This is a genomic window from Marivirga atlantica (assembly GCF_016734805.1).
Classification (GTDB): Bacteria; Bacteroidota; Bacteroidia; order Cytophagales; family Cyclobacteriaceae; genus Marivirga; species Marivirga atlantica.
In genome coordinates, this window is the sequence record NZ_JAERQG010000001.1 from 1230156 (window position 1) to 1255178 (window position 25023).

The window sequence follows — 25023 nt, forward strand, 5'->3', positions numbered from 1 at the left end:
AATGTCCCTCTACCAAAAAATAGCTGCCATTGGCACCAAATACTTAGGTAAATCAAGAACCTTTAAATACGGTTTCAACTGGTCGCCTATGTACAGAAGAAGTACGGGGAGAATCATTTCTGTTTCTGATGATTTACTATATATAAAAATCAAGTTGCCCATCAACTATAAAAACCGGAATTATGTGAATTCCATATTTGGTGGCAGTATGTTTTCTGCTGTTGATCCCATCCCTATGGTACAACTCATGAATTTGTTAGGTAACGATTATGTGGTGTGGGACAAGACTGCTGAAATTCGCTTTAAGCGCCCAGCCAGAGAAGACCTCTTCGCGGAGTTTATATATTCAATATCTGAATTGAATGACATTAAAAGTAGGGTGGAGGCTCAGGATGAAATCGAAATTGTGAAAACTACTTTACTCACCAATAAAGCCGGAGACAAAACCTTCTGCGAAGTACATAAAACCATTTATATCGCTGATAAGGAGTTCTTTAAGGAGAAGAAGCGGTCTAAAGAAAGCTAAGCTTTCTAGTTAAAGATCCCTACCGATAGCTATCGGTAGGAATGACGTTCAACTAAAAAGTGCTAGAAAAAGCCGTCATTCCCTCGAAAGAGGGAATCCATTAATTCAACCATAGGTTGGATCTTGATGAATGTAGTAAAAAGGATACTTAAACTTATTGAAAGTCAAGCTTTCTAATACAAGATCCCCTTTTTCAAGGGGATGACGCTAGAATAATTAGGTGAGTTTCTATAAACCGTCATTCCCCTGAAAAGGTGAATCTGTTCTGTTCAGATAAAGTCTGAAAAATACTAAATTGAATTATGCGCGCTAAAGGAGGATATGTTTATATAGTCAGTAATGTTATAAGAAGTGTGCTTTACATTGGTGTAACCTCTAACTTATCTGCACGAAGTTCTGAGCATAAACATGGAGAAGGTTCTCAATTCACTAAAAAATATAAATGCACAGATTTAATTTATTATGAAGTTTTTGAATCAATAGAGGAGGCTATAGCAAGAGAAAAAGTTTTAAAGAAATGGAATCGAAAATGGAAGTTGGAACTGATCCGTAAAATGAATCCTAATTTGAAGGACTTATACGATGAGGTAGAAGATTTTAAATAATATTATTTTGTAGAAAGTCAACTTTCTAACACAAGATCCCTCCCGATAGCTATCGGGAGGAATGAGGCTAGAATAAGGATTTCCGCTTAATAAGATCGTCATTCCCTCGAAAGAGAGAATCTATTAATTCAACCATAGGTTGAATCTTTCTAAGAATAGGTGAATTTCAAGTATTAATTTATAGAAAGCTTAGCTTTCTAAGAACAGATTCCCGATTGCTCGGGAATGACGCTAGAATTTTCTGATTAGCGTATGAAAACGTCATTCCCCTGAAAAGGGGAATCTGCTCTTTTCAACCGAAGGTTGAAAATGCTTTTTGTTAACTTCTAAGATTTTAAGGGATGACGATTTGAAACAAAAAAAGCAGGCCGCTTCCGCAACCTGCCATTAACCAAACCCATCATTTACAAACTTCATAGCTCTAACGAGCCTATTGTATATTAATTGTTAGCTAATCTCAACTTCATCAACATTCTTGAAGCTAATTTCATCACCTTCCATTTCAACAAGCACCGTGGCATCATTGCTAATTTCATTTGAAAGAATCTTTTTAGACAATTCATTCAAAATCAGCTTTTGCATTTTACGTTTTAGCGGCCTTGCTCCATACTGAGAGTCATAACCTACTCTTCCCAGGTAATCCAGCACCTCTTTAGTCGCATCAATATTAACCCCATTTTGTTTAAGCGTTTTCTGAATTTGCTTCCACTGAATGTTTACAATAGCCCTTAAAATATCCTTGCTTAATGGCTCAAACATGATGGTTTCATCAATTCGGTTTAAGAACTCAGGCTTCATGTGTTGCTTGAGCAGCTCAAAAACTTCATTTCTGGTCTGCTCCAGTACTTCTGCCTTTTTCCATTCATCACCTTCCATATTCTCCGGTTTCAATCTTTCTTGTATCAATTGAGAACCTAAATTGGTTGTCATGATGATGATGGTATTCTTAAAGTTGGCAATTCTACCTTTATTGTCGGTTAATCTACCATCATCCAACACCTGCAATAAAATATTGAAAGTATCAGGATGTGCCTTTTCTATCTCATCAAGTAGGATTACAGAATATGGTTTTCTTCGCACTGCCTCTGTCAGCTGGCCACCTTCATCATAACCCACATAGCCCGGAGGTGCTCCAACGAGTCTGCTCACACTATGCCTTTCCTGGTACTCGCTCATGTCAATACGAACCATCGCATTCTCATCATTAAAGAGATATTCAGCCAATGCTTTAGCCAGCTCAGTTTTACCAACACCAGTAGTACCCATAAAAATGAAACTACCAATTGGTCTGTTAGGATCCTGCAAACCTGCTCTACTTCTCCTCACTGCATCTGATAAGGCTTCAATAGCCTGACGCTGTCCTGCTACTCTTCTGCCTAACTCTTCTTCCAGATGAAGCAGTTTTTCGCGCTCGCTTTGTAACATCTTGCTAACAGGAATACCAGTCCAGCGAGCCACCACATCTGCAATTTCTTCTGCACCAACTTCCTCTTTTAACAGCGTATGGCTTGAGGCTTGCATCTCCTTCATTTTGGACTGATACTCATTCAGTTTCTCTTCCTCCTGGGCTAGCTTACCATAGCGGATTTCAGCCACTTTGCCATATTCACCTGCACGTTCGGCCTGCTCTGCTTCAAGTTTCAGTTTATCGAGTAATTCCTTCTGATGTTGAATACCCTGAATCACTTCTTTCTCACCCTGCCATTTAGCTTTGAGTGATTTTCGCTTGTCTTCCAAGTCAGCGAGTTCTTTATTGATTACAGACTCCTTATCCTTATTTTTCTCACGTCTCATGGCCTCTCTTTCAATCTCGAGCTGCATGATACGCCTGTTCAACTCGTCTAATTCTTCCGGTAAAGAGTCTATTTCTATACGCATTTTTGACGCGGCTTCATCCATTAGGTCAATGGCCTTATCTGGTAAAAACCTGTCAGAAATATACCTGGTAGATAACTCCACAGCAGCAATTACTGCATCATCTTTTATGCGTACACCATGGTGTACCTCATATTTATCTTTAATACCTCTGAGAATGGAAATAGCATCTTCTTGTGATGGCTCATCAACCATTACAGATTGGAACCTACGCTCTAAAGCCTTGTCCTTTTCAACATATTTCTGATACTCCTTCAATGTTGTAGCGCCAATGGCATGTAACTCACCTCTTGCTAGTGCTGGTTTTAATAAGTTGGCTGCATCCATTGCGCCTTCACCTCCACCTGCTCCAATCAGGGTATGAATCTCATCTATAAACAGGATGATCTGTCCATCAGAGTCAGTTACCTCTTTAATAACAGCCTTCAAGCGCTCTTCGAACTCACCTTTATATTTGGCTCCTGCTACTAGCAAGCCCATATCCAGGGAAATCAGAATTTTGTCACGCAAATTTTCAGGCACATCCCCATCCACTATGCGTTGAGCCATGCCTTCTACTATGGCAGTTTTACCAACTCCAGGTTCACCAAGAAGAATTGGGTTGTTCTTAGTTCTTCGGGAAAGAATTTGTAACACCCTTCTTATTTCCTCATCACGCCCTATTACAGGATCAATTTTGCCATTCTTGGCCTGCTCATTTAAGTTGATGGAATAACGCTCCAATGACCTGTATTTTGATTCAGCATTCTGATCTTTCACAGATTCACCACCACGCAATTCTTTAATAGCAGCAATAAGTTCTTTTTCTGATAAACCGGCATCTTTCAAAATTGTGCTTAGTTTATCACCAGTTTTTAGTAGCCCTAAAACCAGATGTTCAATAGCTACATATTCATCTTTAAATGTTTTTAAGAATGATTTTGCATTGGTTAAAGCTTTGTGTGCATCATTTGATAAATAGGGTTGTCCGCTCACCTTAGGATAAGAACCAATTAACTCATCCACCTTTTTGGTTAAAAGCTGGCTATTGGCATTCAATTTTTTAAATACAAATGAAAGCACATTTTCATCAACTTGCTGAATGGCTTTCATTAAATGGCCTGTTTCTATCGCCTGATGCCCTTCAGCCTGAGCAAGCTCAGTGGCCTTCTGAAGTGCCTCTTGTGATTTTATAGTATATTCGTTGAAGTTCATTTCGTATTATTTTATTCAGTCAGCATATATCAAAAGCTCGTCCAAATTACCTAAAATGACATTATGTCTTATTTTGATAATTTATTGAATTATTAAAAGACAGAATGACTGATTTTAAACAGAATTTCACATGAAAAACAAGTTCTGAACTGACATGTTTACTTAAATATTAGGCGCTACTGAAAGAAACTAAGCACAAATTATTGTAGCTTAGTGCGTGCACACAAATGCAACAATGAGAAAATTATTTTTGGCCATAACCTTATTTTTTTACTGGTCTGCTCAAGCACAGGACGGATATCTTTCTCTAAAGCACTACAAAGTTCCTCTCCCTGAACAAGATCACGTTTTTAATGATCTAACAGTAGACGTACACAACAGAGTACTTTTGGCGCACAGAAAAGGAATCCTTCAATTTGATGGCCGCATTTGGGATAAAGTAAAAACAGAAAGCACTCCTTATAAATTTCTGACTATTGATTCTTCAAGTTATGTACTCACCAGAAACGGAATAGGGCTTCTTAAAGAAGATATATATTACCAAAATGTGCTTGAGAATATTTACAGAAATGAGAATGGCTATACAGGTAAGGACCTTCTCAAGTATAATGGCGCTTTTTATTATTTGATTAACAAGAGTATCAAAAAATTATCGATAGCAGACTTTTCAGAGGATACTACCTATAAAAGTAATTTAGGCTATGAAGATATTTTTGTGCTTCAGAATAGATTATTCGCATTTGAGGGCAACTTTCTACTTGAGCTGATTGATGGTACATGGGTAGATTTGAACAAATATGCAGCCGAGAATAGTGAGTTTGTCTTTTCTTGTCAAACTAAAAATCAGGTGTTTTTTGCTTACGATAATGGAGATTTCTTTTCTTTCAATGGAGATGAACTTAAGAAGTATTCAAATGAGCTGAATCAATATTTAGAAGAGAATTATCCTGTTTCCGGTAAAGTAATAAAAGATAAGTTGTTGATTGCTACAATTAGCGGTGGTGCTGTTGTAGTAGATATTGCTTCTTCAGAAATCGATTACACCATTCAATATTATAATGGATTACCTGCAGATGAGGTGAAAGCAATCACCTTGGATAAGCAGGGTGGTATTTGGTTGGCGCACGAAGCTGGTTTGTCCAGGGCTATTCCTGATTTACCTTTAAAGGAATTTCAGCATTACCCTGGTTTGGAAGGTCTTCCTGAAGTAGTGTATAAACGAAATGACACACTCGTAGTGGGAACAAATGAAGGTTTATTTTATCTGGCGGAAGTGCGGGATTATGAAACGCTTCAGAAAGTTTTTAAGCAGCGTGTTAAAGTGAAATCACCTGAAACCACTAAAGAGGAAGAAAGTACTGAGGGTTTTTTTGATAATCTTTTTGATTTTGGTGGAGAAGATTCTGAAAAGGAAGAATACATAGATGCGCAGATGCAGAAGTATAAATCTATATACCGAAAGCAGGGATATAGATTTAAAAGTCTCAGAGAAAAGCTTGATGCCAAAGAGAATGCCTTAAGAGATTCTATTGCTTCAGTTAGTGATGTGAAAAAGGGAAAAAGTAAAGGTGCCAGCTATACTTACAGAACGGTCAATAAAGTCGTTAATGTATCTAAACTGAAATCAGTTAAATATCAGTTTAAGCGATATAGTGGTATTGATAAGAAAGTTGTTGCTGTTAAAGCAACGTCCAAAGGATTGGTTGTTTTAGCTTCTGAAGGTCTGTATTTGATTAAGGGAACTGAAGCCGTGAAATTAGTCAACAAGCTATTCCTTGACAACTTTATGTATGACGAACCCAGGGAATTACTTTGGCTTTATGGTGTAGATGGCCTTTATACTTTTGATCTGGGTGAGGATAATCCAAAGCTTAGGCAGAAACTGAATTTTGAAGTAAGAGATTTAAGCATTCAGGGTGATGAAGTTGCTATAGCCAATAGTAGTAAAATTGCCTCATACAACTATTCAGCTGATGGAAATTTGAGCTTGATAAATGAGTCTGCCCTAGATAATGCATATGCTGCAGAAGTATTAATATACCATCAAAAAGGGCAGCTACATGTCTTAAATGCAGATGGTATGTTTACCTATAATAGTGATCAAGACAGCTTAATACTTAATAAATCACTTACAAGTAAAAATTCACTTTATCTGAAAGACGACAGGAATCAGGTTTGGCTATCTTCTGATCAAAACTGGCAAATTCTCAATAACGATAATTTAGGCAAAGAGCTCACCTGGCTTAAAATTGTACCCAATATGAATGGTATACATTATATCTCTGATGACATGATTTATTTTGTATCCCAGGGAAAGATTATCAGGTTGAATAATCAACAGGAATATGATTACACGGAAAATGAGAGCTTTATAAGAGGTGCGTATCAATCTAGTTCAGAGCTTTTAGATGATGAGGAAATAGAGCTTACTCATGATAATAATACCTTAAAAATCAGTTTAAGCACACCGGAATATCTTTATCCTGAAGGAGTGAAATATCAATATTACATCAAGGGCCTAATGGATGATTGGTCGGCATGGTCAGGTGCAAGTGAAATAGAATTTCCTTTTATCCCAACAGGGGACTACACCTTGAAAATTAAGTCTAAAACGGGGATTTATGCTAATGTTAATGAGTTTGACTTTAAGTTTGAGGTGCTACCACCTTACTGGCAAACCTGGTGGTTTTATATGCTGGAAATAGGTTTCTTTAGTAGCTTGATTCTTCTTTCTCAACGTTTAAATAGAAGTAGCAAAAACACCTACTTAACTAATGTAATCACCTTCTTAACGTTAATACTCTTCATAGAATTTTTAGCTACAGTGTTGGAAAATAACCTTGAAGGCTATTTAGATGAGTCTCCCGTTTATGGCTTTCTACTAAATGTAGTCCTTGCGCTTTCCATTACTCCGCTTGAACGAGGAATGAACAAGATGCTGGTAGTTATGAACAGCAAGAAGGTAAAAAACATAGTCTCCAAAATGAGAGATGAAGATCAAAATAATAACTGAAATGGCAAGAGTTAAAATTCAGGAACCACTTAAATATTTGTTTACAGCACAAATACATACAAGAATAACCGATTTGAACTATGGAGGCCACGTAGGTAATGATAGAATTTTTGCTTTCATGCATGATGCGCGGGTGCAATTCTTTAAATATTTAGGCTTTAAAGACGAAATAAGCTTTGATGGTTTGGGAATCATCCAAACAGATGCCGCCATTAGTTATAAAGCTGAAATTTTCGAGCATGAAGTAGTTGAAATAGCAGTAGGTGTTTTAGAGCCTAACAAATATGGATGTGATTTGGTATACCGCTTCACCAAAAAAGATCAGAAGCTTGCCGCATTAGGAAAAACAGGAATAGTATTCTTTGATTATAAGGCAAGAAAAATAGCAGAAATGCCAGCAGTGTTTAAGGATAAGGTATTTCCTAAAAGTTAATTATCACTCACAATTATTTGAAAGTGCTCACATATTTTAATGTAGTGCTCATGCCTTGGTAAATAGCCTTTGAGGCTTGTTTATAATAATTATCTGACCTAATTTTGGCAGCAAATTCATAACGTTATGCAGAGAGACACCGCAGTATTTGACTTAATTCAGCAAGAAAGAAAAAGACAAGAAGAAGGAATAGAATTAATTGCTTCAGAGAATTTTACCTCCCCTGAAGTGATGGAGGCTATGGGCAGTGTTTTAACTAATAAATACGCTGAGGGTCTTCCAGGAAAAAGATACTATGGTGGTTGCGAAGTGGTTGATCAGGTTGAGAATTTAGCTATTGAAAGAGTTAAAGAACTTTTTGGTGCTACCTGGGCTAACGTTCAGCCACATTCTGGTGCTCAGGCTAATGCAGCTGTGATGTTGGCTTGTTTAAACCCTGGTGATAAAATTTTGGGGTTTGATTTATCTCATGGTGGTCACCTTACACACGGTTCTCCTGTTAATTTTTCGGGTAAGCTTTATCAGCCAAGTTTTTATGGGGTTGAAAAAGAAACTGGATTAATAAACTGGGATAAGGTTGAAGAAACCGCTAAAAAGGAACAACCAAAAATGATTATTTGTGGAGCGTCTGCTTATAGCCGAGACTGGGATTATTCCCGACTAAGAGATATCGCTGATGAGGTGGGTGCCGTGCTACTTGCTGATATTTCTCACCCTTCAGGTTTAATAGCGCGTGGCTTATTGAATGATCCACTTGAGTATTGTGACATTGTAACTACAACTACACATAAAACGCTGAGAGGTCCTCGTGGAGGTTTGATCATGATGCGTGAAGATTTTGAGAATCCTTTTGGTATTAAAAACCCAAAGGGTGAATTGAGAATGATGACTCAGCTGCTTGATTCTGGAGTTTTTCCTGGTACGCAGGGTGGCCCATTAGAGCATGTAATTGCTGCTAAAGCTGTTTCGTTTGGTCAAGCGTTAACTGATGATTATTTCAATTACATACTGCAAGTGAAGAAGAATGCTGCAGCAATGGCAAAAGCATTTAATGATAAAGATTACGATATCATTTCTGGTGGTACTGATAACCATATGATGTTGATTGATCTTCGCTCGAAGAATATTACAGGTAAAATAGCTGAGGCTGTTTTAGGGCAGGCAGAAATTACCATAAATAAAAACATGGTGCCTTTTGATGATAAATCACCATTTGTTACTTCAGGTATGAGAATAGGTACTGCAGCTATTACAACTAGAGGCTTGGTTGAAAGTGATATGGAAAAAGTAGTAGGTTATATTGATGCTGCATTAACCAATCATGAAAACGAGCAAAAGCTAAAAGATATCAAGCTAGAGATCAATTCATGGATGTCTGGTTTTCCTTTATTTAAATAATATTTATGCCAGCAGATCAGCCGCAGGATGAAATGAGCTTTCTGGAGCATCTGGAAGCTCTGAGGTGGCACATTGTGCGCTCAGTAGTGGCTATAATTGTTTTATCAGTAGCCGCATTTGCTGCCAAAGAATTTGTTTTTGGTACCTTAATACTTGGGCCGTCAAGACCCGACTTTTGGTTTTACCAGATGGCCTGTAAGTTCGGCCAGCAAGTAGCTGGTTCAACAGCTTTTTGTATTGAGCAGCTTCCTTTCATTATTCAAAGTAGAAAAATGACAGGCCAGTTTTCTATGCACATAACTGTATCGCTGGTTCTTGGCTTTGTTGTGGCTTTCCCATATGTATTCTGGGAGATATGGAGATTCATAAGCCCTGCTTTGTATGACACTGAAAAAAGAAACAGTAGGGGAGCAACATTCTTTGTGAGTCTGCTATTCTCCCTGGGAGTATTGTTTGGATACTTCATCGTTTCACCTATTTCAATCAACTTCCTGGCCAATTACCAGGTTGATCCTAGTGTATTAAATGAGTTTGATATAACCTCATATGTATCTACTATTACAATGTTAGTACTGGCATGTGGTTTAATGTTTCAATTGCCAATGGTAGTCTTTTTTATGAGTAAGGCAGGCATAGTTACACCTTCCGTATTAAGAAATTATAGAAGGCACGCCATTGTGGTTATTTTGATATTAGGGGCTATTATAACCCCACCTGATCCTATTAGTCAGGTGTTAATAGCATTGCCTATTCTAATTTTATATGAAATTAGTATTTCAGTATCCGGAGCAGTGCTCAAAAGAAAACTGAAGAAACAGAAACTAAATCCATAATATGCTTTTTGCAGATATACCAGGATTACATGATTTAAAGAAACAACTGATTAAGGGTGTTAAGCAAAACCATATTGCTCACGCACAATTGTTTCTCGGTAAGGCCGGTACTGCAAATCTACCAATGGCTTTGGCCTATGCTAATTATTTAAATTGCCAGAATAAGGGTGATGAAGATGCCTGTGGAAACTGCGATTCGTGCAGTAAAAATGCCAAGTTTATTCATCCTGATTTCCATTTTTCCTTCCCAGTAGCGGCAAATGATTCCATAAAAGCTGACCAGGCAAAAGTTAGTAGTAGTTTTTTAAAATACTGGAGAACTTTTTTAAGTAACAATCCTTTTGGTTCTGCAGCAGATTGGATTGAAACCTTGGGTGTAGGGAATAAACAACTGAATATTTCAAGAGAAGAGAGCCGACAGATCATTAAAAACTTATCCTTAAAGGCATTTGTAGGTGAATATAAGGTAATGCTTATATGGTTGCCTGAATATTTACATCCTTCAGCAGCTAATGCACTTCTTAAGATTATTGAAGAACCATCTGATAAAACAGTGTTTCTTTTGGTTAGTAACAATCAAGGTAAGCTTTTAGGAACTATTACATCCAGAACGCAAAGTGTATTTGTACCTGCTTATTCTGATGAAGAGATCAAAGATATTTTAGTGAGTTGGTATGAACTTACAGCTCAGAAGGCCGAACAATTAGCCCATTTGGCTCAAGGTGATTTACATAAGGCAGTCTCTTTAATTGATGATGTTTCTGATGATACACAGCAGGAATTTGAACAATGGATGCGTGAATGCTATACTGGCGACTTTACCAAGTTAGTAAAACGTTCGGAGGACTTTCATAAATGGAGTAAACTGAATCAACAACAATGGCTGATTCATGCTGAAAATGTAATCAGAGAAGCACTGATGGCAGGTATACAATCAAAGGAATTATTGAGAATTCCCGAGGCCCATCTGAAGTTCATTGAAAATTTTAGCAAGACTATTACCCTTGAAAGAGGATCTGCAATGGCTACTTTATTGAATGATACTGCTTATCATCTAGAACGTAATGCCAGTGCTAAAATGGCCTTTATGAATCTTTCTATAAACTTCATGAAGTTATTTCGTGAGAGCTGATTAATCTGAAAGGCTTTCAGAAATAGCCATGATGGCTTTTACTCTTCTTGAGGGATAGATATTTCTGGCAATCTTCAATTCTTCAACCGCTTTTTGATAAGCCTTATTATTTAATGCCAAAATTCCCTGATTGTAATATTGCAGTGCGTATAGCTGCATAAAATTTACTTCATTATAAATGGTGTTGCCTTCAGATGAAGTAAAGTAAGCTCTTCCTATTTCATCTGCTGAATTTAATCCTAATGAATTTTTATCAGGAAAATACTTAATCTTGAATTTTAGCACTTCTTTTTTATCCGTAATAAAGCCTCCAAGAGGATCGGTTACTTCAAAAATAAATTCCTTACCCTCTGGTTTAACAATAAGAAAAGCATGAAAATCAGTCTCTATTATTTTATATGGAATATTGAAATGATCGAGAATAAAGGCATAAAGCAGTGAACCTGTTACACAATCGTAGTTACCGTTTGCTAAAACTTCATCTAAACTACTATTATACTTAGTGTAATGCTTCAGAATTTTCCTATGCGTTTTGTAGAATAAATGCTCAAGAAAGTAATCAATGGAGTTGCCTTTTTTCTTTGCCAACTTATTTAATAGAGGTTCAAGTTGAGCGAAATACTGCGTTTTAATGCTGTCAGGGATTTGTTTTTGCACTGCATTATCAACTGGAAAAGTATGTGTTGCCCTAAGCTCGCTTTGTATCCCAGCTAGAGAAAATAGTATTATAGAAATAAAAAATATATAATTTTTATAATTCATATAGTCAATGTTAACTAATTGTTAACAAATATCTAAAGAAATTGATTCAAAAATTAATATTTAGGTAACATTACTCGATGAGTGTAAGCTTTTTAGAGAAATTAATTAATAATTGATAGGTGAAATTAATTGTAGATAATCCTTATATTTAATAGGAACGTTAGACGTTGCCATGATGAATAAAACAAAACTTGCAAAGTTCTTTTACCCCAATGAGAGAATTCTGGTTGGTACAATAAGTGATATTGAAGTAAACCAGCAATTACTAAAGGATTACCTTATTGAACTCCTTAACATGCTCAGGACATCAGAGAGCCCATTAATATTAATTAATGATATTTCAATGGCACGCCCTCTTAATGCCGAACAACGATTAATGGTTGGTGAGTTTATAAAAAAATACAAAGATGATATAGAGCACTCTTTACAAGCTATGGCCTATGTAGTACCAAATCCTTCTATGCAAATAGTGTTAGAGAATATATTTAGAGTTAAAAGTCCCCCCATACATTATGAATTATTTACAAAATATGAGGAGGCCCTTTCTTGGTGTCAAAATCAGATGTTAAGCAATAATATTAGTTTCTAGACGACATTATTGTGGGAAAGTGTTTTTCCATTACCTCTACAAACATTTCTGATGTAAGTGGTTTATGCATAAACTGATCCACTTCTTTAAATTTGGCAGCCCTATCCTTGTCGTCAGGGTTTACTGAAGTTGTAAGCATTACAACAACGTGTTTACCTTTCTGCTCTGTGGTTAATTTTTCATATTCTTCCAGAAATTCAAATCCATCCATACCTGGCATATTGATGTCTAGAAAAATTAAATCCGGCTGAGGGTGTTCGCCATTCTCGGTTGATGTAAGGTATTCTAAAGCTTCAAATCCGCTCTCCCTAACAACTATCTTCTCTGCACAACAAGACTCTTCTATTACCATTTGATTAATGAAGTTGGTTGCTTCATCATCATCCACTAGTAATACACAATTTATTTGCTTTAGCATTTAATTTGATTGATTCATTTAAAAATTAGAATACAAATGTACCTTAATTATCACTAGGTAAATCACCTATTTAAATCTATAACCAGGCAAAAATCACTAATGTAACGTTTCATACTTTAAATAAAATAAATAAGAAGTGTCCTAGATTGAATTGAACCTACTCTTAATACTAGTTATTTAAGCCGTTAAATAAATGATTTTAAAGAACCTGCTTAATATTAAGAAGTGAAAAGGTATCATTGTTTAGTTTTTCTTACCTCAGGAAATATAATGTAAAAAACTTTTTTATGGTCGTTATAGCTGAAATCCGTTTTCTGCCTTAGTTGGAGAAGGTATATCAGCATCATTGATCATTTCTCTTAAATCAATCTCAATTGTTCTGGCAATTGAAGTGATGGGTACATCATTATAAGTACCTTCAAATGGATTTTCAGAATAGTCTCCTATTTTTTCCATCAAAAAGAAGATCCAGATGACTAAGGCAGAAATAAAAGGAGATAGCCAATAAGCCCACCCACTTATGTTATGAAAAACATCTACCATTCCGAGTGGGGTGAGTGCAGCAAATACCATTGTAAGCCACAAAGTTGTAGAAGCATATTGTCTGGGAAAAGGGAAATTTTTTATTCTTTCTGATTTCCCCTGGTCGGTATAAAAGGCGGTTACTAACTGATGAAACTCCATATGGCGGAAATCATCAAAATATTGTTGGTTTCTTAGCTCCTGTAATCGTTCAGATTGCCTACGCATTATCTGAGTGGCAATGTTGGAGTTTTCTTTATAAGAATTTAGCTCTTCAGCATTTAAATAGAATGCTAATTCGCCATCAAGTTTATCAATAAATTCTTCACATACTTTTGGGCTATAGCGCCCCTTAATTCTTTCATTAGTATGCTCCCATTCTTTGGTAAGTCTAAGTTGATAACGTAATGCCGTTAACCATGCAATGTGTCTGTAAATCAATTCTTTTTTAAGGATATCTTCATTATCACCCTGAATGAATGTGACGGTGGCAGCCCCAAAAGAACGGCTGAAATTTACAATGCTTCCCCAAATTTTTCGGGCTTCCCAAGTACGATCATAAGAACTGTTATTTTTAAAGCCCAGGTAAAATGCAACGGCAATGCCTATTACACTCAAAGGTTGCCAAGGCAAGAAAAGATTAAAATCAAAATAATAGGCTATAGCCGAAATTGAAAGCGCATATATAAGACCTAGGAGAAAGGGTACATATGACCAACTAAAGGTCATCCAAAAGCCATAGTGTCTTTTAATATACATGGAGCAGCATCTTTAGCTGTTCAAGATAAGGATTATTTCGTTATAGGCGGAATTCTTTGTTAGCCTCCATTGACTCCATCAATTTAGGGTAATGAGCTCGCATGTTTTCCATCATAAATTCAACAGGGATGTCATCAAAAGAGCCATAATCTTCTATATATTCCATGAACTGATTATCTTCTTTATCATATTCCTGAAAGAGGGAATCATTTTCACCATCAAAATCAAGCGGATCGACCTTGCATTTAATGCATAGTTCCTTATTGAAAGCTGGAGAAGCTTTTAGCCATTTTCCATCTAAATAAATATCAACCATACCATGAGGGGTAAGCTCATTGGTGCCCAGCCATTCTGTTAAGCTTTCCACGGCAATATGATTTTTTACTTTAGCAAGATGTAGCCTGGCCGGTATTCCCAATCCTCTTAAACCAGAAACTAATAGCACAGATTTATCAATGCAGTGGCCGTAGGGCTTTTTATAGATGTTGCTTGATTTTAAGAAATCAGGATTGAAAGAGATATGATCTGGTTTATAATACCAGCCATCTCTAATTTTATTGTAAAGCGCTATAGCCTTTTCTTTGTCGGATAACTCATAAGTATTAAACTCTTTTATGAGTTCTTGAATTTCTTCAGATTTGTAATCAAAAAAGAAGCTTTCAGCTAAATATTTATCCATTAATAATTGCTTGCTAATGTGTTAAATAATGTCAAACGTATCTTTAAAATTAAAGATACTTTTTAACCCCCGAAAACCATTTTGAAGAAAGGATTACTTTTTCGGTACTTAAAGCCTTGTAAAGCTGAGAAAAAAGCGAGTACCACAGTGGCAAGAATTGCAGCATTTGCTATAGATTGTATTTCTCCCCAATGCCTTACAGCTATAGCTATAAAAGCCCACATGCCTACAGCAGCAAATTCACGCATATACCTGCTCCACAGCATATACAAATATATGGCAGTAGAAATACCAATTAGAATGATTGCCCAGTGGGGCTCACTAAAAAGCCAGTTAAAATCATTAACCTTTAAATAGGCTGAAATATTGGTGACTGTTGCTACCGTTATCCAACCGCTGTATAGACAAACAGGCCACCACACAAAGCCAATTATTGTAGCTGGTGCATCCAACCTTTCCATATTAAGTTTAACGATGGCGATGAGTAATGAAAGAAGTATTAAGAGCATAAATACCACGGATAGTGCAAACTGCTCGTTGAGCCAAAACCACAGCCAAAAACCAGATGCTACATTGGCAAATGATAGCCAGGGGCCGAGCTGTTCTAGAATCTTACCTTCCTCATTTTTGAAAGCTTTGATAACATACCATACCGCATTAACTAAAAGTGCAAGGTAAATAAGGCTCCATATAGAAAAGGCATAACCTGCAGGTGTAAATAAGCTATTGATTTCATCACTTAACTGACCCATTTTTTGGTTATTAATGAAGCCTGTTGCAGCCAAGTAGTTCCAATAAATAATTCCGATAACTGATGCCAAATTAAAGATGCTCCAGAATTTTTTCATAAGCCTAATGTTAAATGAAGTTCTGTACTTTTAACATTCATCAGGGCTTAATGTTTCTGAACCCAGAACACTAAAATTTGTACATCAAGCCTCCATTAAAAGAGTAATAGAAAAGATGTGCTGGTATAAATGGAACGAATTCACCAAAAAATTCGGCTTCAGCTATAAGATTAATTCTTAGCTTATCAGTTATCAAAAACTGACTACCAATATTAAATGAATTAGTGATTACAGCGGGGACATAAAAATTGATACCATAAGAAGCAGTAGGTCTTACCTTCCATTTAGGAAATACATATTGGAAGTGAATAGGGATTTTATATTCAGTCTCTCCAGATTCATCAAGTTTCAAATGTAATCTCTGCAAACCTGTTTTAAAAAAAAGCTTTTCATTGGTTCTTGGCATCCATAAGTGTAGCAGAACACCCTGTTGTAAAAAGTATTTTATTTCGCTATCGACCTCTTTTCTTAAAGACTTTGCCAAAGTCACATTACCAACAAAAAGCTCAACTCCTAAACTGAATAATGGGAGTTGTTTTTCAAAAACAATACATTCTGAACCATCTGTACAAACTTGCTCATGATACTTTTTAGCAATGTTAATTAAGCCTTTATGATTAGGTTCTTTTAGATTCTGAATATTTTGATGAATTTCTGGGGCATCTTCTGTGTAAATACTAAGCAAACCGATGTGTTTTGTGCTTTTAAAGGCATATTCTACATCATTCTGCATTCTGGTACCTTCTGAGTAAGGGAGTTCAGTAAGTTCTTTGTTTTCCTTTTCTACTAAATAATGATCACCAGCCTTATCTCTGTAATAGAAAACATCAAGTTCTCCGTTGACTAAAAACTCAAGAAAAAGCTGCTTGCCTTTGTAGCTTTTACTTACATAATATTTACCATCGAGGAATTTGTAAGCATTAATATCGGCTGGTAGATATATTTCAATATTAGCCTCTTTAGTTTGCTTAAACCTGCATTTCTCAGCCATCATTAAATCACCCCGATAGTCTATTAAACCATAGATGGTATCATTGACATGGTTTACTATAAAGCCAGCTTTAAAATCTGCTTGACCAAAAGAAGTGTTCTGATTTAGGAGAATCAGAAAAAGAGAGATGAACACTGTGAGTTTTAAATGCATAAGATAAAAATCAGCTCGCAATTTAATTTATTGAAGCCGTTTATACAATTTTCAGTTGATACTTAGCTAATAAACCTGATAGACCTTGACTTGAGAATTTCGCAGCTTTCATTTGATTGCTTTCAGGATCAATTTGATAGTTAAGGGCAGTAGAGAAGTCAGCTTTTTGAAGATTCGTTGCCTCGAAGATAGCACCTGATAAGTCCGATTCATCAAAATTTGATTCAGTTAGATTAGCTTCTGAAAAGTCAACCTCTTTGAGCTGGCAGTTAATGAAGTTGGTTTTACTCATTTTACGCTGATAAAATGAGGCAAAATCCAATTGGCAATTGTTGAAATTAACTTCAAAGAGAAAGTCATTGCATTCGTCAAACTTCAACCCAATAAGTTTACAGTCATAAAAATCAACTTCACGAAAGGCGGCTCTTAATATATTGGTGTTGCTTAAATCACATCCTTTAAATTCGCAGTTGATAAATACATAATCACGAAGATCATGGGAGGCTAGTTTGCAATCGATAAAAGTGCAATCCTCATAAGTGCCTTTTTCAATTGAGGAGCTATTTTTATAGGTTTCTTCAGTGAAGTAGGTGTCCATTTCCTTGTCTATTTTATTTCTTTTACAAAATGACTTTTTCGCCCAAAAGCGATAGTGATTGAATAAACTGATCCACTTAGAGGAGGAACTAATACATCAAAGCCCGGATTTTGATAACTAAACCCTATTCGCTTTATTTTATAATCTCTTCTCTTGTGCACTTTTTTGTTGAAAATGAAATTACATTTATTGAGCTCCTTTGTGAAATCAATGTTAACCCCAAACATCAATGGGTTGTAAAATGGAATATTCAGGCTATTCTCTTCATCGGATGGTTTAATAATGATAATTCCTCTTAAACCAGCTAATGGTGCAACCTTTATTTTTGATGTGTTAATAAGGTCATATGAAACAGAAACATCAATAAGTGTAAAGCCCGCATTTTCGTCTTTAGGCCATGTAGAACCATAATCGAAATCCTGCTTAATGTTTTGGAATAAACTCCTGCCAAAACCTCCTGATAAAGTAAATCTCTCATAGGAAAGTGCTAACCTCGCTATTATAGGCACCGAGAATGATAGATATTCATTTAACGGTTTTGACTGAAGGATTAAACCCGTTTCAAAAAATGCTGAATAAGTAAATTTACTTGTTTTGAACCTTTGTTTGAAGAATTTTTCAGCAAATACTGCAAGTTCACTTCCGTGATATTTTTGAATAAAAACTTCTGTAGTCTCAGAAATTCTTTTTTCTAGATTTTCTTCGCATGGATTAAATTTATATAAGTAATCATCTAAGTAAAGCTTTATAAATTCCAATTCACTCGAGCTGAGATCACTTTCAAGTAATTCATCTATAATCGCAGACTTATGCTTAAGTACATATTGAGGAAGGTTGTATTTGAATGATTCGAATGAGAAATAGAGAGTTATTGTTTCCCGATCCTCCGCCCAATAGCGATCTTGATCATTACTCGTAATCTTGTCAGATTTAATACTTTTAAAAAATGCATCGTATTTTTTTCTAAGAAGTAGCAAAATTTCCCAGTCGGTAGGATTGAAGATGTAGAAACTTTGCTTTGGCAAATATGCTATTTTAACCAAAGCTAATGAATTGAATTCACTCATATTGCTATCTATAAGTGCATTCACAGTTTTTAACCTGTAATTATCCAATACTTCTTGGCTTATTTCAGCTGCTTCTTTGTTATCAAAAGCATATGTGAAGAAAATCTCTCCGTTCTTTATTTTCTCTATTTCCTTCTGAGTATGTTGTGCATATAACTTTTGTGAGAAAACTAATAAAAGAATGATGCTAAAAAGGTTTAATTTCATTGAATGAGAATAAATAATTAAATCCGTTTAGAAATTAATATAACGCATAACAGTCCAAAGGCAAGTATAAAAATAACGATTAGGCTTGTCTTTAAAATTGCGGCTGTTAGGCCATTTTTATTGTCATGATGGGCTTTGGCTTTATACTTTTTAAGTTGTTCTGGGCTGGCTTTGGGGATTTTAATCTTTTGATGGCTAGCTTTTTTGTTGGATTCCTTTTGCATCTCAAAATATGACTTCCTCCTGAGTAAAGCACTATTTTGCTTCATCTTTTTGGCCATATCTGCTATAAATCCTGCTCCTATCATTTCACAAATTTATATTAATATTTTACTGCTTTAGAAACTCTCTAACCACCTCCAAACTCCTTTCAGGGATTTCCTCCATGGGCACGTGGCCAGCTTTATCTAAAATTACCAGCGTATCATTAGGTAAATCTTGATGGAATTGCTCTGCCATATAAACTGGAATTAAATCGTCCTGCTTACCCCACATCACCAAAGTAGGTTGTTGAATAGCTTTAATGAAGTCTACAGCAGTTGTATCGTAGCTGGCAGAAAATCTATCGACAAATGCTTGCCTATTTCCGTCTCTAAGTGTTAACTCAAAATATCGATCAACTAATTCTTCAGTCACTTTTGATTGATCATAATACACATTTTCTACACTAGCCTTGGCTACAGATCGAGGAGTGATATAGGTGAAAAGGTTTTTGATTACCGGAATTCTGGCAGCTTTAAAAGCCGGAGGTACACTTTTAGATCTTATGGTATAACCTGCTGCATCTATCAGAATCAGCTTGTTAACTTTATCAGGATAAGCAGCTGTATAGCGCCAGGCAATTTGACCACCTAAAGAATTACCAGCAATAATGCATTGGTCAATACGTAATTGGTTCAGAAAACCATTGAGAAAATCGACATAGTGTTCTATGTTGTAGTTGCCATCAGGAAATGGCCCCGTTAGTCCATAAGCCGGTAAATCCATTCGTATGACGCGATGATTTTCTTTTAGTGATGCTGCCCAGTCGTTAAATGTATGCAAGCTAGCTCCTGTACCATGAATCAGTATAATGGGGAGAGAATCCTGCTTATTACCTTCATCTCTATAGTGCACCTCCATGCCATTTAATGGCATAAATTGAGAGTGCTCATTTGCATATTTTGCTTTTAGTTCCTCTAAAGGAATATCAGCATGCCCGAATAGAACAACAATCAATATTATAGCAATTACTAATAGAATGATTAGTGTTCTGAGTGTTTTGAAAATGATTTTCATTAGGTAAAAGTAACAGAAGTTTTTTTGATGTAAATTAATAGAAAGAAATGCTCGCCATTAATAACTATCAATTATGAATAAAATTAAAATAATAGGTTTAATACTTATTTTAACGCTGCTGTTGACGGCAGCAACAAGTGAGTCAATAAATGTAGAAGAGGCCCCCGCCTATAGCTGGATTCAAGGCAGTTGGGTAGGAGATGGATTTGGAGGTTATTCGGAAGAACTTTGGTCGCCACCTGGCTTAGATGGAAAAGTAATGGGTACTTACAGACATTACAATGCAGATAGTAGCCTCAACTTTTATGAATTTTTTGTGCTCGATGAAGAAGGACTTTATTTAAAACATTTTAATCCTGATATGACTGGTTGGGAAGAAAAGGGTGATTATCTTACTTTTAAGATGATATCATTCGATGATAAAACAATCGAGCTAAAAGGACTGAAATATGAATACTTGCCGCCTGATAGTATGAACATCTATTTAAAAATGAAAACGAAAGACGGAGGTGTGAGAACCGAAGTTTTTCATATGAAGCGTAAGTAAATAGAATATAACAGTTATCCTATGACTTTAAGTCATGGGATGACTTAATGATGGATTAATCAATTTATCAAATATGCTGCTTTACCGCATTGTGCATAATCGTTTATGCGCTCCAGAGGCATATCAAAGTCGGAATCGAAAGTGGCAATTTTATTGGTAAATTGGTTTTTAATAGAGTCACTTAACTCAGGGGAAAGTACCTTGAATAGATGAGTTTTCACCTGACCATCGGCTTTAAAATAAATTCTGTGAAATATTTTTAGCGTGGTTTCAGCCGTGTCATCGGATGTAAGTTCCGACTTATTCAATATTTCGCCCAAGCCTGTGTGATAGTCTTGCCAGGCTTTTAGTACCGCATCATATTGTTCTTTACTTTTGGAAGGGTCTAGCAAATTCTGGTGAATAGAATCCAGTTGTTTCACATATTCCATAGTGTAGCTGTCTCTATTATCAAGATTGATTACTTCAACTTTTGACTCAGTAACTAAAGCTTTATCTTCATCCTTTTTTGTAGAACAGGCTATAATTGAAAGAAATACTAAAAGTGCAAGTAAGTATGTTTTTGTCATTTTCATAAAATCAACTAATTATTTAGTTGAAAGATAATCAAAAAAAGGGAAGCGCAAAACCTCCCTCTTTTATAAATTGACTTCTTCTGTTATAATTTCTTCAATCCTTTAGTCTCTTTTTTGTCTTTCACAGGCACAAGGCTAATAGCATAACCACCACCCGATGCGCAGTTGATGCTAATATCAGACTTACTATTTACTACATATTTCTTGATTTCATAAGCTGCAGGATTTTTCTCCCAGCTAGCATCAGCCGCATCGCTATAAACTGTAGCGATGTAATCTTGCCCTTTAGTTAAGAAGCCGAAATTTATGTTAGAAGTTCTTTTTTCTTCATCATTAGTTCTCCCTACAAACCATCTTTCTCCATTTTTCTCTTTACGAGCATAAGTGATGAAGTCTCCAGGTTCAGCTTCTAAGACTAAGCTTTTCTGCCAGTCAATCGCTACATCTTTAATGAATTGGAAAGCATCCATATACATTTCATAATGTTCTGGTAAGTCGGCAGCCATTTGCAACGGACTGTACATAGTTACATACAATGCTAACTGACGAGCGATGGTTGATCTTACCCTTGAGTTGTTATTAGGATTCAGCTTAGTCATATCCATTACGAAAATACCTGGTGTGTAATCCATAGGGCCTCCAATCAACCTTGTGAACGGAAGTATGGTGGTATGATCAGGAGTATTTCCACCGAAAGCTTCATATTCAGTTCCTCTGGCAGATTCATTACCTATCATGTTTGGCCATGTTCTGCGTAAGCCCGTTGGTCTAACAGCCTCATGTGCATTCACCATTACTTTATAATCTGCAGCCTTTCTTACAGCATAATTGTAATGGTTGATAGCCCATTGACCATAATGGTGCTCTCCACGAGGGATAATATCACCTACGTATCCACTTTTTACTGAATTGTAATTGTTATCGACCATAAACTGGTAAGCCTGGTCCATCCAACGTTCGTAGTTTCTGATAGCTCCTGAAGTTTCATGGTGCATCATCAACCGAACCCCTTTGCTCTTGGCATACTCTCTTAATTCTACTACATCAAAATCAGGATAAGCCGTGATGAAGTCAAAAACGAAATCTTTCGACTTACCGAACCAGTCTTCCCAACCTTCATTCCAGCCCTCAACTAAAACCTGATCGAAACCATGTTCGGCAGCAAAATCGATATACCTTTTTACCTTGGTAGTATTGGCCGCATGACGTGGAGAAGCTTCATATTTGGAATAATCCGTTTGGCCTAGTTTAACAGTACCTATCGACTGATTATAAGCCCAATCACTTTTTCCCGTTATCATTTCCCACCAAACGCCAATGTATTTTACAGGCTCAATCCAGCTTACATCTTCAATGGCATTAGGTTCATTCAAATTCAAAGTTATATTGGACAAAAGAATATCACCTGCGTTTTCACTGGCAATAATAGTACGCCACGGGGTTTTAGCTGGTGTTTGCATATAAGCCATATTACCAACGGCATCAGGCGTTAAGGTAGATTCAAACACCATGCGATCTGTATCCAGCTCTAAGTGCATGCATGAATATTTTAATAAAGCGGCCTCGTGCAGGTTGATGTATAGGCCATCATCTGATTTCATCATCAAAGATGTTTGCACAGCAGATTCTGAAATAGGAGTTTGCGAAGCATTAGGCCCAATGGCATTTTCCATTTTAGAAGGGATTTCTGAAAGCTTAGATTTGGTATAATCATACTCTTGCGTATCATAATCGCCTGCGAGCCACCAGGCGGTGTGGTCACCCGCCATAGCAAATTCTGTTTTCTCATCAGTTACTATAAAGTAATTGAGGTCAGTTTGCTTAGGGAATTCATAACGAAAACCTAAACCATCATCAAATACCCTAAAACGGATCATCATGCTGCGCTTAGTGTTTTCCTGAGTTAAGGTCACCAAGAGTTCGTTGTAATGATTTCTGATGGTTGCAGTTTCTCCCCAAACTGGTTCCCAGGTTTCATCAAAGGTGGTTTCTTTGGTGTCGGCCACCATAAAATTGCCTGTAAGTGGCTCCATATCTTTTATTTCAAGGCCTAACTTACTCTCTTTTATAATAGGCTTGCCCTTATAACTTAACCGATAAGTAGGAATCCCTTTATTCAGCTGGAAGATCAGTTCGAAATTTCCATTAGGGGATTTATGCTGCTGTGCATTCACTGTGGTTATTAGCGCGAATGACAAGATGAAAATGAGTATGCGTTGCATGATTGTAGCTGTTTTTTATGCAAAATAGGAAATCGTTTTCATGCCTGAAAGGAATGAATCAATTAAGTGTAATAGGTACACTTAGTAAGTTTCAGTAGTCAAATGTACGGCTAATAAATTGTCAGCTTTATCTACCAATCAATAGGAAAGTAGTCTTTCAGGAATTTTCCGCACCAGTGTTTTCCAGTATTGATACCATCGAATAATGGATCCATTACACGGGCAGCTCCATCAACAATATCCAATGGAGGTTGAAAATCGTGAATTTCTTGCTTCTTTTTGGCTAATTCTGCTGGGTCTTCATCAGTTACCCAACCTGTGTCAACGGCATTCATGTAAATGCCATCTTTAGCTAAGCCTTGTGCTGAAGTGTGTGTCATCATATTTAAGGCTGCTTTTGCCATATTGGTATGCGGATGGCGGTCTTCTTTGTGCCATCTATGGAATTTGCCTTCCATAGCAGAAACATTGATGATATGTTTTTTACCTGTATTGTCTTTTTGCATAAGCTTAGCAAGCCTGTTGCAAAGCACAAATGGCGCTACAGAATTCACTAACTGAACTTCCAGCATTTCATTGGTATGCACCTCTCCAAGTCTCAAACGCCAGCTATTGGTTTTTCTTAAATCCACTTGTTGCAGGTCAGCGTCAAGTTTACCTTCAGGAAATACTTCATCAGCCGAAAGCGAGTTGTCAATACTATAGGGAATTTGCGATAGTTTGGCCGAAGCACTTAGCCCAATGCCTATTTGTTTTCCGTGCCAGGTGACTGGTAAGTTTTTATTTTCTCCTTTTTGGAAGGGCTCACTCAAAGTTCTTAGTTCAGCCAGGCAAGCTTCATGGTCTTTCAGTAAATCCTGAGCGTAAGGTGGTAGACTGCTAAAACTTTTTTCTTCATTTGGCATTAAATGCTGGTAAAAACCAGCCGGCCTTCTTACCGTTTGGGCTGCGTTGTTTATTAGCACATCCAGTCTATCATATTGCTGTTCTATGTAATTACAGAATATTTCAACACTTGGTATATGTCTTAAATCCAGACCATGAATTTTTAATCGATGGCCCCAATCATTAAAGTCATCTTCCTTGGCAAAGCGTAAGGCTGAGTCAACAGGAAAGCGTGTAGTAGCAATAACGGTTGCTCCGGCACGTAACATCATCAAAGTAATGTGGTAACCAATTTTTAAGCGGGAGCCTGTAACCAAGGCTACCTGGCCTGTTAGGTCCGCTGTTTGGAAACGTTTGGCATAGTTGAAATCACCACATTCCGGACACATGGTATCATAAAAATGGTGCAACTTGGTATATACTTTTTTACAAACGTAACAGTTTCTAGGAGACTCTAGCTCAGGCATATCTTCCAACGAAGAGGTGTCATCTAACATGCGAGGAGCAATAAAGATGGTGGCTTCTCTGGCACTCCTAATTCCAGTTCCATTTCGGGCGTGCTTATCCCGCTCAGCCAACTTCCGCTTTTGAGCTTTCTTAGCGTCTTTTTTTCTACGAGCAAATTCTTCTCTGCTTGGTCTTGATAGCAAACCTGCGGCTTTTAACAAGGCAATGCGTTGCTCTTCAGCAATTTCAAAAATTTGATGAGTATTCTTATTGAGTAATTCTAAAGTGGCAATGCATTGGGCAATTTGCTCTTCACTTAATTCTTCTTGATGACCGTTCTGATCCACTTGACACATATGTAAAAAATTGTGGCAAAGCTAGTTAAAATAAGTGAGGTAAAAGACTAAAAATTGCTACTTTCAATATGAAAATTATGCCTAGTTTTTAATCTCAAATCCCATTCTATA

The 25023-nt window shown here is 36.6% G+C and carries 23 protein-coding genes; 9 read left to right on the forward strand and 14 right to left on the reverse strand.

All coding sequences use genetic code 11. The features are described 5' to 3' along the window. The first annotated feature begins 1 nt into the window (after position 1). On the forward strand, positions 2 to 526 hold the full coding sequence (locus tag JKP34_RS05580; RefSeq protein WP_201918536.1) for a DUF4442 domain-containing protein: 525 nt from the start codon (positions 2 to 4) through the stop codon (positions 524 to 526). Between the two features lie 302 nt (positions 527 to 828). Further along, positions 829 to 1131 carry a GIY-YIG nuclease family protein gene (locus tag JKP34_RS05585; protein WP_201918538.1) on the forward strand — a complete coding sequence of 101 codons (303 nt, stop codon included), beginning with the start codon at positions 829 to 831 and terminating at the stop codon, positions 1129 to 1131. 447 nt (positions 1132 to 1578) lie between these two features. Here JKP34_RS05585 and clpB read toward each other — a convergent pair whose 3' ends face one another. Next, positions 1579 to 4200, reverse strand: coding sequence for an ATP-dependent chaperone ClpB (gene clpB / locus JKP34_RS05590; protein WP_201918540.1), 2622 nt, complete (start codon positions 4198 to 4200; stop codon positions 1579 to 1581). A gap of 235 nt (positions 4201 to 4435) precedes the next feature. On the opposite strand from clpB, the gene JKP34_RS05595 reads away from it, so the two are divergent. From JKP34_RS05595 to JKP34_RS05615, 5 genes are all read left to right on the forward strand, one after another. Beyond that, positions 4436 to 7213, forward strand: a complete 2778-nt coding sequence (locus tag JKP34_RS05595; protein ID WP_201918542.1) for a triple tyrosine motif-containing protein — start codon at positions 4436 to 4438, stop codon at positions 7211 to 7213. A gap of 1 nt (position 7214) precedes the next feature. Next, positions 7215 to 7646 carry a thioesterase family protein gene (locus JKP34_RS05600; RefSeq protein WP_201918544.1) on the forward strand — a complete coding sequence of 144 codons (432 nt, stop codon included), beginning with the start codon at positions 7215 to 7217 and terminating at the stop codon, positions 7644 to 7646. 126 nt (positions 7647 to 7772) lie between these two features. Beyond that, positions 7773 to 9044 carry a serine hydroxymethyltransferase gene (locus JKP34_RS05605; protein ID WP_201918546.1) on the forward strand — a complete coding sequence of 424 codons (1272 nt, stop codon included), beginning with the start codon at positions 7773 to 7775 and terminating at the stop codon, positions 9042 to 9044. A gap of 5 nt (positions 9045 to 9049) precedes the next feature. Beyond that, entirely contained in the window at positions 9050 to 9877 is an 828-nt protein-coding gene (gene tatC, locus JKP34_RS05610; protein WP_201918548.1) for a twin-arginine translocase subunit TatC, read from the forward strand. 1 nt (position 9878) lies between these two features. Then, positions 9879 to 11009 (forward strand): DNA polymerase III subunit, encoded by a 1131-nt coding sequence (locus JKP34_RS05615; protein ID WP_201918550.1) that lies wholly within the window; start codon positions 9879 to 9881, stop codon positions 11007 to 11009. Here JKP34_RS05615 and JKP34_RS05620 read toward each other — a convergent pair whose 3' ends face one another. Then, positions 11010 to 11771, reverse strand: coding sequence for a hypothetical protein (locus JKP34_RS05620; protein ID WP_201918552.1), 762 nt, complete (start codon positions 11769 to 11771; stop codon positions 11010 to 11012). A gap of 175 nt (positions 11772 to 11946) precedes the next feature. Here JKP34_RS05620 and JKP34_RS05625 point away from each other — a divergent pair, with 175 nt between their 5' ends. Beyond that, positions 11947 to 12360 carry a DUF7793 family protein gene (locus JKP34_RS05625; protein ID WP_236664901.1) on the forward strand — a complete coding sequence of 138 codons (414 nt, stop codon included), beginning with the start codon at positions 11947 to 11949 and terminating at the stop codon, positions 12358 to 12360. Here JKP34_RS05625 and JKP34_RS05630 read toward each other — a convergent pair. The 9 genes from JKP34_RS05630 to JKP34_RS05670 all read right to left on the reverse strand — a co-directional run bounded on the left by JKP34_RS05630 (position 12350) and on the right by JKP34_RS05670 (position 19880). Next, complete coding sequence (locus tag JKP34_RS05630) at positions 12350 to 12778, reverse strand: response regulator (RefSeq protein ID WP_201918556.1); 429 nt, start codon at positions 12776 to 12778, stop codon at positions 12350 to 12352. The two genes, JKP34_RS05625 and JKP34_RS05630, sit on opposite strands and share 11 nt — an antisense overlap. 294 nt (positions 12779 to 13072) lie before the next feature. Continuing rightward, a complete protein-coding gene (locus tag JKP34_RS05635; RefSeq protein WP_201918558.1) occupies positions 13073 to 14059 on the reverse strand; it encodes a bestrophin family protein in 987 nt (328 codons plus the stop codon). 40 nt (positions 14060 to 14099) lie between these two features. Then, the gene (locus JKP34_RS05640) at positions 14100 to 14738 is read right to left on the reverse strand and encodes a transglutaminase-like domain-containing protein (protein ID WP_201918560.1); all 639 of its coding nucleotides are present in this window, start codon (positions 14736 to 14738) and stop codon (positions 14100 to 14102) included. A gap of 62 nt (positions 14739 to 14800) precedes the next feature. Beyond that, positions 14801 to 15586, reverse strand: coding sequence for a tryptophan-rich sensory protein (locus tag JKP34_RS05645; RefSeq protein ID WP_201918563.1), 786 nt, complete (start codon positions 15584 to 15586; stop codon positions 14801 to 14803). Positions 15587 to 15656: 70 nt separating this feature from the next. Further along, on the reverse strand, positions 15657 to 16730 hold the full coding sequence (locus JKP34_RS05650) for a hypothetical protein (RefSeq protein WP_201918565.1): 1074 nt from the start codon (positions 16728 to 16730) through the stop codon (positions 15657 to 15659). A 40-nt stretch (positions 16731 to 16770) separates the two neighbouring features. After that, positions 16771 to 17328, reverse strand: a complete 558-nt coding sequence (locus tag JKP34_RS05655; protein ID WP_201918567.1) for a pentapeptide repeat-containing protein — start codon at positions 17326 to 17328, stop codon at positions 16771 to 16773. Between the two features lie 8 nt (positions 17329 to 17336). Then, a complete protein-coding gene (locus JKP34_RS05660) occupies positions 17337 to 18602 on the reverse strand; it encodes a hypothetical protein (protein ID WP_201918569.1) in 1266 nt (421 codons plus the stop codon). Between the two features lie 17 nt (positions 18603 to 18619). Next, on the reverse strand, positions 18620 to 18910 hold the full coding sequence (locus tag JKP34_RS05665) for a hypothetical protein (protein WP_201918571.1): 291 nt from the start codon (positions 18908 to 18910) through the stop codon (positions 18620 to 18622). Positions 18911 to 18932: 22 nt separating this feature from the next. Further along, positions 18933 to 19880 (reverse strand): alpha/beta fold hydrolase, encoded by a 948-nt coding sequence (locus JKP34_RS05670; protein WP_201918573.1) that lies wholly within the window; start codon positions 19878 to 19880, stop codon positions 18933 to 18935. 73 nt (positions 19881 to 19953) lie between these two features. Here JKP34_RS05670 and JKP34_RS05675 point away from each other — a divergent pair, with 73 nt between their 5' ends. Next, on the forward strand, positions 19954 to 20427 hold the full coding sequence (locus JKP34_RS05675; RefSeq protein ID WP_201918575.1) for a DUF6265 family protein: 474 nt from the start codon (positions 19954 to 19956) through the stop codon (positions 20425 to 20427). A gap of 59 nt (positions 20428 to 20486) precedes the next feature. On the opposite strand, the gene JKP34_RS05680 is transcribed toward JKP34_RS05675, so the two are convergent. The 3 genes from JKP34_RS05680 to JKP34_RS05690 form a co-directional block, all read right to left on the reverse strand. Next, the gene (locus JKP34_RS05680) at positions 20487 to 20996 is read right to left on the reverse strand and encodes a hypothetical protein (protein WP_201918576.1); all 510 of its coding nucleotides are present in this window, start codon (positions 20994 to 20996) and stop codon (positions 20487 to 20489) included. An 89-nt stretch (positions 20997 to 21085) separates the two neighbouring features. Beyond that, on the reverse strand, positions 21086 to 23224 hold the full coding sequence (locus JKP34_RS05685; protein WP_201918578.1) for a glycoside hydrolase family 97 protein: 2139 nt from the start codon (positions 23222 to 23224) through the stop codon (positions 21086 to 21088). A gap of 131 nt (positions 23225 to 23355) precedes the next feature. Continuing rightward, on the reverse strand, positions 23356 to 24912 hold the full coding sequence (locus tag JKP34_RS05690) for an SDR family NAD(P)-dependent oxidoreductase (protein ID WP_201918580.1): 1557 nt from the start codon (positions 24910 to 24912) through the stop codon (positions 23356 to 23358). Between the last annotated feature and the right edge of the window lie 111 nt (positions 24913 to 25023).

Bases quoted from the DNA above. Each gene is read 5' to 3' on its own strand.
- JKP34_RS05690 (WP_201918580.1), bottom strand. From the start codon at position 24,912: ATGTGTCAAGTGGATCAGAACGGTCATCAAGAAGAATTAAGTGAAGAG.
- JKP34_RS05645 (WP_201918563.1), bottom strand. From the start codon at position 15,586: ATGAAAAAATTCTGGAGCATCTTTAATTTGGCATCAGTTATCGGAATT.
- JKP34_RS05580 (WP_201918536.1), top strand. From the start codon at position 2: ATGTCCCTCTACCAAAAAATAGCTGCCATTGGCACCAAATACTTAGGT.
- JKP34_RS05660 (WP_201918569.1), bottom strand. From the start codon at position 18,602: ATGAAATTAAACCTTTTTAGCATCATTCTTTTATTAGTTTTCTCACAA.
- JKP34_RS05615 (WP_201918550.1), top strand. From the start codon at position 9,879: ATGCTTTTTGCAGATATACCAGGATTACATGATTTAAAGAAACAACTG.
- JKP34_RS05655 (WP_201918567.1), bottom strand. From the start codon at position 17,328: ATGGACACCTACTTCACTGAAGAAACCTATAAAAATAGCTCCTCAATT.
- JKP34_RS05680 (WP_201918576.1), bottom strand. From the start codon at position 20,996: ATGACAAAAACATACTTACTTGCACTTTTAGTATTTCTTTCAATTATA.
- JKP34_RS05620 (WP_201918552.1), bottom strand. From the start codon at position 11,771: ATGAATTATAAAAATTATATATTTTTTATTTCTATAATACTATTTTCT.
- JKP34_RS05585 (WP_201918538.1), top strand. From the start codon at position 829: ATGCGCGCTAAAGGAGGATATGTTTATATAGTCAGTAATGTTATAAGA.
- JKP34_RS05650 (WP_201918565.1), bottom strand. From the start codon at position 16,730: ATGCATTTAAAACTCACAGTGTTCATCTCTCTTTTTCTGATTCTCCTA.
- JKP34_RS05625 (WP_236664901.1), top strand. From the start codon at position 11,947: ATGAATAAAACAAAACTTGCAAAGTTCTTTTACCCCAATGAGAGAATT.
- JKP34_RS05670 (WP_201918573.1), bottom strand. From the start codon at position 19,880: ATGAAAATCATTTTCAAAACACTCAGAACACTAATCATTCTATTAGTA.
- JKP34_RS05605 (WP_201918546.1), top strand. From the start codon at position 7,773: ATGCAGAGAGACACCGCAGTATTTGACTTAATTCAGCAAGAAAGAAAA.
- JKP34_RS05630 (WP_201918556.1), bottom strand. From the start codon at position 12,778: ATGCTAAAGCAAATAAATTGTGTATTACTAGTGGATGATGATGAAGCA.
- JKP34_RS05640 (WP_201918560.1), bottom strand. From the start codon at position 14,738: ATGGATAAATATTTAGCTGAAAGCTTCTTTTTTGATTACAAATCTGAA.
- JKP34_RS05635 (WP_201918558.1), bottom strand. From the start codon at position 14,059: ATGTATATTAAAAGACACTATGGCTTTTGGATGACCTTTAGTTGGTCA.
- JKP34_RS05685 (WP_201918578.1), bottom strand. From the start codon at position 23,224: ATGCAACGCATACTCATTTTCATCTTGTCATTCGCGCTAATAACCACA.
- JKP34_RS05595 (WP_201918542.1), top strand. From the start codon at position 4,436: ATGAGAAAATTATTTTTGGCCATAACCTTATTTTTTTACTGGTCTGCT.
- clpB (WP_201918540.1), bottom strand. From the start codon at position 4,200: ATGAACTTCAACGAATATACTATAAAATCACAAGAGGCACTTCAGAAG.
- tatC (WP_201918548.1), top strand. From the start codon at position 9,050: ATGCCAGCAGATCAGCCGCAGGATGAAATGAGCTTTCTGGAGCATCTG.
- JKP34_RS05665 (WP_201918571.1), bottom strand. From the start codon at position 18,910: ATGATAGGAGCAGGATTTATAGCAGATATGGCCAAAAAGATGAAGCAA.
- JKP34_RS05675 (WP_201918575.1), top strand. From the start codon at position 19,954: ATGAATAAAATTAAAATAATAGGTTTAATACTTATTTTAACGCTGCTG.
- JKP34_RS05600 (WP_201918544.1), top strand. From the start codon at position 7,215: ATGGCAAGAGTTAAAATTCAGGAACCACTTAAATATTTGTTTACAGCA.